The organism is Accumulibacter sp. (genome assembly GCF_029255125.1).
Lineage (GTDB): Bacteria > Pseudomonadota > Gammaproteobacteria > Burkholderiales > Rhodocyclaceae > Accumulibacter.
The window spans coordinates 1-10,144 of the sequence record NZ_JAPUVR010000026.1; the positions used below are offsets into that span (position 1 = coordinate 1).

Here is a 10,144-nt window from a genome sequence, read left to right on the forward strand (position 1 = left end):
GCCAGCAGGAAGTCCGTATGCGCCTCGGGCAGGTAGAACAGCTTCTCGACGCTTGCCCCCAGTCCGACGCCGAGCACCTCGCCCCGGCCGAAGGCGATCAGCGCATGCGAGAGCTGATAGCCGCGGCCGAAAGCGTCGGCCCAGGGATCCATGAAGCCGAAAATCCGATCGCGGCGGTAGGGAGAGAAGATGATCAAGGCGGCGAATGCCGCTGCTAGAACGACGATCAAGCCAACAAAGAGGCGCGCGCGCATGCCGCCCAGGAAGAGGATCGACATGGCAATCGCGATGATCACCACGAAAGCGCCAAAGTCCGGTTCCTTCAGCAAAAGGATGCCGACGGCAACCATCGCGCCGGCCATCGGCAGGAAGGCCTTCCTCAGGTCATGCATGTACGGCATCTTGCGCACCGTATAGTCGGCCGTGTACAGAACGGCAAACAGCTTCATCAGCTCGGACGGCTGCAGATTGACGATACCGAGCGGCAGCCAGCGGCGCGCCCCATTGACCTCGCGCCCAACCCCAGGGATCAGCACCAGCGCGAGTAGCAGGAAGCCACCGACGAAAAGCCAGGGCGCCCACTGCTGCCAGGCAGACAGCGGCACCTGAAAGGCCACCGCTGCCGCCACCAGCCCGATGATCAGAAAAACCCCGTGCCGGACGAGAAAGTAAGCCGGCTGATTGCCCGTCTGACGCCCCGCCTCGGCTGTCGCCATCGACGCAGAATAGACCATCACCATGCCAATCAAGAGGAGCAACAGCGTGCTCCAGAGCAAGGCGAGGTCGATCTCGGAAGGAAGACGACGGGGTTGTTCAAGCGTACGCAGCATCAGGCGGCACCTCTCTCCAGCAGCAGGTTGACCGCGGCGACGAAGGCGGCCGCCCGGTGCGCGTAGTTGCGGTACATGTCCATGCTCGCGCAGGCCGGCGAAAGCAGGACGGCGTCGCCGCGCTGCGCCTGTGCCGCGCACCAGACGACTGCGTCGCGCATGTCGGCGCACGACTGCAGGGGAACGCCGCAACCGTCGAGGGCGGCGGCGATCAGCGGCGCGTCGCGACCAATCAGGGCAACCGCCCGCGCATGCACGGCGACCGCCTGGCGCAGACCGCTGAAGTCCTGGCCCTTGCCATCGCCGCCCAGGATGATCACCACCGGCCGCCCCAGGCCCTCGATGGCCGCCTGCGTTGCCCCGACATTGGTCCCCTTGGAGTCGTCGAAGTAGGCGACGCCGCCGATTTCCGCCACTTTCTCGACCCGGTGCGGCAAGCCGCCAAAGCTCGCCAGGGCAGGCACGACAGATCGCCCGTCGATGCCGACCGCCGCACACAGCGCCAGGGCGGCCATCGCGTTCGCCGCATTGTGCCGGCCCACCAGACGCAGGTCGGCAAGCCGGACCAGCTTTTCATCACCGCGCACGATCCAGCCGGCGTGCAGGCCGTAGTCCTCGCTGCCCGGCGCCGGGTCGAAGCCGAAAGTGATCACCCGCCGGCCAGCCCGGCGCGCCGCCAGACTGCGTGGGTCGTCGCGATTGAGGACCATCACTCCCGCACCCTGAAAGACGCGCAACTTGCTCGCCGCGTAGTCGTCCAGCCCGGCATAGCGGTCCAGGTGATCCTCGCTGACGTTGAGCAGCGTTGCCGCGTCGGCGTTCAGCGTGTAGGTCGTGTCAAGCTGAAAGCTCGACAGTTCGAGCACCCACAACTCGGGCAGACGCGCCTCGTCGAGCGCCTCGATCAGCGCGTCGAGCACCGCCGGACCGATATTGCCGGCAACCGCCACGCGCCGCCCGGCCGCCCGACACAGGGCGCCGGTCAGGGCGGTGGTCGTCGTCTTGCCGTTGCTGCCGGTGATCGCGATGACCTGTGGCCGCCGCAGCGCGCCCTGCAGGCTCCAGGCGAAGAGCTCAATCTCCGAAACCAGCGGAACGCCACGCGCCACCGCCTCCTGAATCACTGGCTCCTGCACGGCCACACCCGGCGAGATCGCCATCAGATCGACATCAGCGAAAGCCGGCGCGGCGAATGAGCCGCAGAACAGGGCAACGCCGGGCAAGTCGCTGCGCAACTGCTGATGGTTCGGCGGCAGCGCGCGGCTGTCGGCAACGCGCACATCGGCGCCCTGTCTGACCAGCCAACGGGCCATCGCCAGCCCGCTTTCGCCCAGCCCGATGACCAGAACCCGCTTGCCCCGGAGTTCCATATCAGCGCAACTTCAAAGTGGATAGGCCAAGCAGAACGAGCATGATCGTGATGATCCAGAAGCGGACGACGACCTGCGTCTCTTTCCAGCCGCCAAGCTCGAAATGATGGTGCAGCGGCGCCATGCGGAAGATCCGCCTGCCCCCGCTGTATTTGTAGTAGAGCACCTGGGCCGCGACGGAGAGCGTCTCGGCGACGAAGATGCCACCCATGATCGCCAGGACGATTTCCTGGCGCACGATGATCGCCACCGTCCCGAGCGCCGCGCCGATCGCCAGCGCGCCCACATCGCCCATGAAAACTTCCGCCGGATAGGCGTTGAACCAGAGAAAACCGAGCCCGGCGCCCGCCATCGCGCCGAGGAAGATGGCCAGTTCGCCAGCGCCGGGAATGTACGGTAGAAAGAGATAGCGCGCGTAGACCGAATGGCCGGCGACATAGGCGAAGATCGCCAGCGCCGCGGCGATCATGACCGCCGGCATGATCGCCAGCCCGTCGAGGCCGTCGGTGAGATTGACCGCGTTGCTGGTCCCGACGATGACCAGATAGCTGAGCACGATGAAGCCGATGACCCCGAGCGGATACGAAACGGTTTTGAAGAATGGAACGATCAGCTCGAGCTGAGCCGGCCCGCTCGCCGTCAAGCCAAGGTAGAGGGCGACCAGAAGGCCGATCGTCGATTGCCAGAAATACTTCCAGCGCGCCGGCAATCCGCGTGGGTTGCGGTGCACGACCTTCTGCCAGTCGTCGTACCAGCCGATTCCGCCGAAGCCGATGCTGACCAGCAGAACCACCCAGACGTAACGGTTGCTCAGGTCGCCCCAGAGCAGGGTGGTGATGCTGATCGCGATGAGGATCAGCGCGCCGCCCATCGTCGGCGTCCCCGACTTGACGAGGTGGGTCTCCGGGCCATCGAGACGCACTGCCTGGCCGATCTTCTTCGCCGCCAGCCAACGAATCACCGGCGGCCCGGCGATGAACGAAATGATCAACGCGGTCATCGCAGCCAGCACCGTGCGCAGCGTGATGTAGCCGAAGACGTTGAAGACGCGGACTTCTTGCGCCAACCACTGAGCGAGAAGAAGGAGCATTACGGCCGCCCTCGCGGATCGTCCTGACTGACGGCATTCGCCACCCGCTCCATGCGCATGAAACGCGAGCCTTTGACGAGGACGGTGGTACCCGGAGCAAGCTCGCCGTTCAGGGCGTCGATCAGGAGGCTAACATCGGAAAAGTGTACGCCGCCGTGACCGAAATTATGGGCGGCAAGCGTGCTCGCCTCGCCGAGCGCAAACAAGCGGTCGATCCCCTGGCTCTTCGCATAGCCACCAATTTCGTCATGAAACTGGGCGCTCATCTCGCCGATTTCTCCCATGTCGCCAAGGACCAGCACCTTCCTGCCGATGGTCGCGGCCAAGACATCGATTGCGGCGCGCACTGAATCGGGATTGGCGTTGTACGTGTCGTCGATCAGGAGCGCGCCGTGCAACGCGGGACGCTGCTGCAAGCGGCCATGCAGACCGCGAAAGGCGGCCAGACCGCGCCCCACCGCTTCGGCCGAAACGCCGGCGGCCAGGCACGCAGCCGCTGCCGCCAGCGCATTGCGCGCGTTGTGCTGGCCAGGCAGTGCGAGCTCGACCTCGAGTACGCTGCCGTCGGGCACGAGCACGGAAAGACGGGTCTCCAGGCCGTGCAGACGGAAGCGGCCGCCGACATCGGCCGGCCGACTGAAGCCAAAGGTCAGCACGCCCAGTCCCCGACTCTGTCGACGCCAAAGATCGGCCCACGGATCATCGGCATTGAAGACGGCGATTCCGTTTTCGTCGAGACCCGAGAAGATGCTGCCCTTTTCCGTTGCAATCGCTTCCAGCGTCCCCATTCCGGCCAGGTGAGCGCGCTGGGCATTGGTGATCAGGGCGACGGTCGGACGCGCGATGCCGGCCAGATAAGCGATTTCGCCAGGATGATTCATGCCCATTTCGACGATCGCCGCCCGATGCGCCGAGTTCAGCGTGAGCAGCGTCAGCGGCAGCCCGATGTCGTTGTTGTAGTTGCCGCGCGTCGCCAGGACCGCGCCCGGGTGCGCCGCCTGCAGGATGCTGGCGATCATTTCCTTGGTCGTCGTCTTGCCGTTGCTGCCGGTGACCGCGATCAGCGGCAGCACGAAGCGGCTACGCCATTCGGCGGCCAGTGCACCGAGCGACAGACGCGTGTCGGCCACCTCGATCGTCGGCAGGCCGCCCGCTTGGCTGGGCACGGCCGCGTCGGCGGCAACGATGGCAGCCACCGCGCCGCGCCCCTGGGCGGCCGCGAGATAGTCGTGACCATCGAAATTGTCGCCGCGCAAAGCGACGAAGAGGTCGCCGCTGTTCAGCGTCCGGCTATCGGTCGACACGCCGGTGAAGCTCCGGTTGTCGCCCTGCAGGCGGCCCGCGGTCGCCCGGGCAGCCGCCTGAAGGTCCATCATGTCGCTCATTGAGCCATCTCCCGACGCGCCCCCAGTGCTGCCCACGCCTCTTGCCGATCGGAGAACGGTCGCCGTACGCCGGCCGTTTCCTGATAAGGCTCGTGCCCCTTGCCGGCGAGCAGAACGACATCGGCCGGATGCGCGCCAAGAATCGTCCGGCGAATCGCCTGCCGGCGGTCGGCGATGACCTCGGCCGACGGTGCGGCGGCACGGATCTCGTCGATGATCGCCTGCTCGTCTTCGCTGCGCGGATTGTCGCTGGTCAGCACGACGCGATCTGCTTCGCGCACGGCAACCTCACCCATCAGCGGTCGCTTTCCCCGATCGCGATCACCGCCGCAACCAAAGACGACGACCAGGCCGGCGCCGCGCGCTTGTGCCACTGGACGCAGTGCCTGCAGCGCATTCGCCAAAGCATCCGGGGTATGCGCGTAGTCGACGACGATCAGCGGTTCATTGTTGCCCCCAAGCTTTTCCATCCGACCGGCCGGTGCTACCAGCCCTGCCAGACGCCCGGCAACCTCGCTGGCCGACAGACCGGCGTCGAACAGGACCGCCGCCACGGCGAGCAGATTGGAGACGTTGAAGCGACCCAGCAGGCCACTCTCCACCATGGCCCGCCCTTGTGGCGCACAGAGGCGAAAACGCAGGCCATCGACCGTCTCCTCGACGTTCTCGGCCCGGATCGTTCCTGGCCTGCTGTCGGTCGTCGCGTATTGCGTGTAGCCCACCACCTTGCTGGCGGTCGTTGACGCGGCAAGTTCGCGGCCCAGGGAATCGTCCAGGTTGCAGATGGCAAGGCGCAGGCGCGGCCAGGCGAACAGCCGGGCCTTTTCCTGCGCATAACCGAGCATCGACGCGTGGTAATCGAGATGGTCGCGCGACAGGTTGGTGAACACCGCAACGTCGATCCGCGCCCCATCCAGGCGGCCCTCGGCGATGCCGATCGAACTGGCTTCCAGCGCACAGGCATCGATCTCGCGCTCGACAAAGCCCGCCAGACAGCGCATCAAGGTCGTTGCTTCCGGAGTGGTGAAGCCGGTTTCGACGAGTTCACCGGGCAAACCGGCGCCCAGCGTGCCGATCACCGCACAGCGGCGCGGATGACTGGCCGATATCCAGTGCGTCACACTGGTCTTTCCGTTCGTACCGGTCACCGCAACGAGCGACAGGCGCTCGCTCGGACGCCCGTAGACGGCATGCGCCAGCGGCCCACAAAGCGGGCGCACGCGGGCCTGCGGGAAGTTCGCGAGCGTCCACTCCGATGGCCAGGCGAAAGCCGGATCGGCACCCCCATCCGCTTCCCAGATGACCGCACACGCGCCGCGCGCGATCGCGTCGGCAATGTGCCGCCGCCCGTCGGCGCTCGCTCCGGGATAGGCCAGGAAGAGGTCGCCCGGCCTGAGCTGCCGGCTGTCGTCGGCGACCCCGGTCGGCAACACGCCGACTTCGGCGAGCCGGGCAAGGAGCGTCGCGGCCAGCGACTCGGGCGGCAGTGCAGCGTGCTGCTGGCTCACAACTTCGCCTTTACCGTCGGTGATTTCGCGCTCTGCGCAACGACCAGCGGCAGATCCGGGGCGACCCCGAGTGTGCGCAAGGAATTGCTCATCACCGAAGCAAAAACCGGCGCGGCAACGTCGCCACCATAATGTTTTCCGCCCGACGGTTCGTCGATCATCACCGCGACGATCAAGCGTGGATCGGAAGCCGGGGCAAATCCGACAAAGGACGAGACGTACTTGCGTGCATAGCGACCACCTTCGAGCTTGTGCGCCGTGCCCGTCTTGCCGGCGACGCGATAGCCTGGAATCTGCGCCTTCGGTGCTGTTCCTCCCGTCTGCACGGCCATTTCCAGCATGGCGCGTACGTCGCGCGCCGTTTGCCGGCTGAACACCGTTGCTCCGTGGGCAGCCGGTCCATCGATCCGGGTCAGCGACAAGGGTACGAGATCGCCGTCCCGTGCGAAGACCGAATAGGCTCTAGCCAATTGGATCAGCGACACCGAAATGCCGTGACCGTAGGACATCGTCGCCTGCTCGATCGGGCGCCAGCTCTTCCACGGGCGAACGCGCCCGCTGACTTCTCCGGGAAAGCCGAGGTGCGGAATCTGTCCGAAGCCGACATCGTCGAACATCTGCCACATCTTCTGCGCCGGCATCGTCGCCGCGATTTTGGCCGCGCCGACGTTGGACGATTTCTGGATGACCTGCGCCACCGTCAACGCACCGTGCGGATGCGCATCGGCAATCGTCGCGCTGCCGATCGTCAACCGCCCGGGCGCACAGTTGATGACCGTATCGAAGCGGACCTTACCAGCATCGAGCGCCAACGCGATCGTAAACGGTTTCAGTGTCGAGCCGGGTTCAAAGGTGTCGGTCACCGCGCGATTGCGCAATTGGCTACCGGACAGCTTCTCGCGGTTGTTCGGGTTGTACGTCGGCCAGTTGGCCAACGCCAGGATCTCGCCGGTACGCGCGTCGAGAACGACGACGCCGCCCGCCTTGGCGTTGTTCTCGGCAATCGCCTGCTTCAGGTGACTGTAAGCGACGTACTGGATCTTGGAGTCGAGCGCCAACCGGATGTCCTTGCCGTCGCGCGGCGCCTTGATCGACCCGACATCCTCGACGATCTGCCCGCGCCTGTCCTTGATCACGCTGCGGCTTCCTGGCTGGCCCAGCAACTGACCATGAAAGGCCAGTTCGACACCTTCCAGGCCTTTGTCGTCTACGCCGGTGAAGCCGACCATGTGCGCCGTCATGTCGCCCGTCGGGTAGAACCGGCGGTATTCCTTGTCCTGGCCGATTCCGGGCAGCTTCAGCGCCGCCACCTGGTCGGCGACCGTCGGCGGGATCTGCCGGCGCAGGAAGACGAAGGTCTTGTCGGTGTCGAGCTTGCGCGCCAGTTGCGCCGGATCCGTCTCGAGCAACGCGGCCAGTTGCCGGGTCTGCTCGGGGGTCAGCGTGGCGGCCGACGGTATGGCCCAGATCGACTTCATCGGCGTCGAGATGGCGAGCACGTCGCCATGGCGGTCGGCGATGCGACCGCGCGAGGCGCTGATTTCGATGTCACGACGATAGCGCGACTCGCCCTTTTCCTGCAGAAAGTCGTTGTTCAGCACCTGCAGGTAAAACGCACGTCCGATCAGCACGCCGAACGAACTCAGGATGAGCACTGCGATCAGGCGCGAACGCCAAGGCGGCAGGCGCAACTGCAAGAGAGGGCTCTCGGTAAACCGGTGCGCTAAAGTGCCTCTGAAACCCTTCATCGGGCAGCCCCTCCAGTCGGCGTCGCGGTGAGCACATTGGCCGCCTCCGGTGTGCGCATCTTCAACTTCTCACGCGCGACCTTTTCGATTCGTGTCGCCGTCGCCCAGGTCGAGAGTTCGATCTGGAGCTGCCCAAACTCGATTTCGAGCTGACGCTCGCGCTCCTGCTCGGCTTCGAGCAACTGGAAAAACCTGCGCGCCTTGTGTTGCGAGGTCACCACACCGAGACTGCAGAGCACGGCGGCAAGCACAAGGAGGATATTCAGACGCAACATCTCAAGCCACCTTGCGCGCAAGTCTCTCAGCGACCCGCATCACTGCACTGCGCGCGCGCGGATTTGCCGCCAGTTCATCGGCACCCGGACGCACCGCCTTCCCGACCAGGCGCAGCCGCGCTGCCGGCAATTGATCAGCGCGCAAGGGCAACTTCATCGAGTGCACGTCGGGCAGCGCCTCAGCCCGCATGAAGCGCTTGACGATTCGGTCTTCGAGCGAGTGGAAGCTGATGACGACCAGCCGCCCACCGTCCTTGAGAATACTCATGGCTTGTGGCAAAACTAGCGCGAGCTGTTCGAGCTCTTGATTGATATGAATCCGTACAGCCTGAAAGGTACGCGTCGCCGCGTCCTGACCGGGCTCGCGGGTCCACACGGTCGCGCGTACGAGGGCGGCGAGTTCACCCGTGGTTGCCAGCGGCCGCTCTCGCCGAACAGCCACAATCTTCTTTGCAATCTGGAAAGCAAACCGTTCTTCACCATAGTTCCTAATGACCTCCGTGATCTCCCTGACGTCGGCCCGCGCCAGCCACTGCGCGGCGGTCTCGCCACGCGTCGTATCCATCCGCATGTCGAGCGGTGCGTCATGGCGGAAGCTGAAGCCACGCTCCGCCGTGTCGATCTGCGGCGACGACACGCCAACGTCGAGGAGAACGCCGTCGATCGCTGGCTCGACCGCAATCCCCGCTGCACTTAGCACCGCGCGCAGGTCGCCGAAGCGCGCGTGCAGGACCGTCAATCGATCGTCAGCGAGCGCGCGCCCAGCGACCACCGCGCGCGGATCCTGATCCAGAGCCAAGACGCGCCCCTCCGGCGCCAGCCGCTGGAGGATCGCCCGGCTATGGCCACCCGCCCCGAACGTGCCGTCCACGTACGTCCCGCTCGGCCTGATGGCCAGCGCATCCACCGCCTCGCGCAGCAGCACCGCCCGATGCTCCGGTCGACAACTCACAGAGCCAGATCCTCGAGCTCCGGCGGCAGCGACAGATTGTCCAGCGCAAGAATCGTCTCTTGCTGCCGTTGCCAGCCGGCATCCGACCAGATCTCGAAGTGACTTCCCTGCCCAACCAGCCAGACCAGCCTTTCCAGTTGCGCAAAATGGCGCAGTTCGGGCGCGATCAGCAGACGCCCTGTGGCGTCCATCTCTTCCTCGCGCGCGTTTCCGACCAACAAGCGCTTGATCGCCGCCGACTGCAGATTGAAGCTCGAGGCGGCCAGAACCTTGTCGCGAATCGGCTCCCAGGCGGGCTCGGGGTAAAGCAGCAGACAGCGATGTGGGTGCGCGGTGACGATCAGCCGGCCGTTGGCAGCCGCGGCAAGGGCTTCCCGATGGCGCGCGGGAATGGCGATCCTGCCTTTGACATCCAGACTCAACGAAGCCGCACCCTGAAACATCGAACCTGCTCTTTCTTGCCTTCTCGACCGGGAGGGTAAGACCCCCACTTTTTACCACTTATCTCCACTTTACGGCAAAGATTCCCCCAGCGCAAGAGGTAAGCGACCGATTATCTCAATGGCGACAAAGACTTATGGGCAGGTTTCAGAGGCAGCGGGCAAACTATTGGATCTATAAAACAACAACAAGATTTGTCTAATTAAAGTGTTTTGTGAATATTGCCGTATAAGTACATGTCTACGGCTGGCTATCCGGGCCCGTTGCGGGTTCTGGGCGTCCGCACCCGGCGCAGTTGAAGGGAAGGACTGGCTTGCTACGGCGGCCAGGCGCCGTGTTCTGCAGAGAATGAAGGGGGAAGTCGATCGATAAGCCGGGTTCTGTCGTGGACAGCCATTCGTCTAGGCGTACCGTTACCGACACGCTCAAGCAGCCTACCCGGAAGCAGCGCGAGCCACGCCCATGCTTCCCTATTTGGCCTTGCTCCAGATGGGGTTTGCCGTGCCGTCCGTGTTACCACGGCCGCGGTGAGCTCTTACCTCGCC

General features: G+C 65.0%; 9 protein-coding genes and 1 other RNA gene. All 10 read right to left on the minus strand.

What is annotated here, in order from left to right:
* Positions 1–830 (minus strand): putative peptidoglycan glycosyltransferase FtsW (locus Q1L59_RS00925; protein ID WP_300327417.1); only part of this gene is annotated, 830 nt, incomplete at its 3' end.
* On the minus strand, positions 830–2,200 hold the full coding sequence (gene murD / locus Q1L59_RS00930; protein ID WP_300327418.1) for a UDP-N-acetylmuramoyl-L-alanine--D-glutamate ligase: 1,371 nt from the start codon (positions 2,198–2,200) through the stop codon (positions 830–832). The genes Q1L59_RS00925 and murD, both read right to left, overlap by 1 nt.
* A 1-nt stretch (position 2,201) precedes the next feature.
* Positions 2,202–3,290, minus strand: coding sequence for a phospho-N-acetylmuramoyl-pentapeptide-transferase (gene mraY, locus Q1L59_RS00935; RefSeq protein ID WP_300327419.1), 1,089 nt, complete (start codon positions 3,288–3,290; stop codon positions 2,202–2,204).
* Positions 3,290–4,666, minus strand: a complete 1,377-nt coding sequence (gene murF / locus Q1L59_RS00940; protein WP_300327425.1) for a UDP-N-acetylmuramoyl-tripeptide--D-alanyl-D-alanine ligase — start codon at positions 4,664–4,666, stop codon at positions 3,290–3,292. Before murF ends, mraY begins: the two co-directional genes overlap by 1 nt.
* 5 nt (positions 4,667–4,671) lie before the next feature.
* Positions 4,672–6,183, minus strand: coding sequence for a UDP-N-acetylmuramoyl-L-alanyl-D-glutamate--2,6-diaminopimelate ligase (locus Q1L59_RS00945; RefSeq protein ID WP_300327420.1), 1,512 nt, complete (start codon positions 6,181–6,183; stop codon positions 4,672–4,674).
* Positions 6,180–7,931 carry a penicillin-binding protein 2 gene (locus tag Q1L59_RS00950; RefSeq protein WP_300327421.1) on the minus strand — a complete coding sequence of 584 codons (1,752 nt, stop codon included), beginning with the start codon at positions 7,929–7,931 and terminating at the stop codon, positions 6,180–6,182. The genes Q1L59_RS00945 and Q1L59_RS00950 overlap by 4 nt, the downstream gene beginning before the upstream one ends.
* Positions 7,928–8,206: a cell division protein FtsL gene (gene ftsL / locus Q1L59_RS00955; protein ID WP_300327422.1), complete on the minus strand. Its 279-nt coding sequence runs from the start codon at positions 8,204–8,206 to the stop codon at positions 7,928–7,930. The genes Q1L59_RS00950 and ftsL overlap by 4 nt, the downstream gene beginning before the upstream one ends.
* 1 nt (position 8,207) lies before the next feature.
* Complete coding sequence (gene rsmH / locus Q1L59_RS00960) at positions 8,208–9,158, minus strand: 16S rRNA (cytosine(1402)-N(4))-methyltransferase RsmH (RefSeq protein WP_300327423.1); 951 nt, start codon at positions 9,156–9,158, stop codon at positions 8,208–8,210.
* Entirely contained in the window at positions 9,155–9,601 is a 447-nt protein-coding gene (mraZ, locus tag Q1L59_RS00965; protein WP_300327424.1) for a division/cell wall cluster transcriptional repressor MraZ, read from the minus strand. Before mraZ ends, rsmH begins: the two co-directional genes overlap by 4 nt.
* Positions 9,602–9,952: 351 nt before the next feature.
* Positions 9,953–10,144, minus strand: an RNA gene (rnpB, locus tag Q1L59_RS00970) — RNase P RNA component class A; the annotation flags it as partial.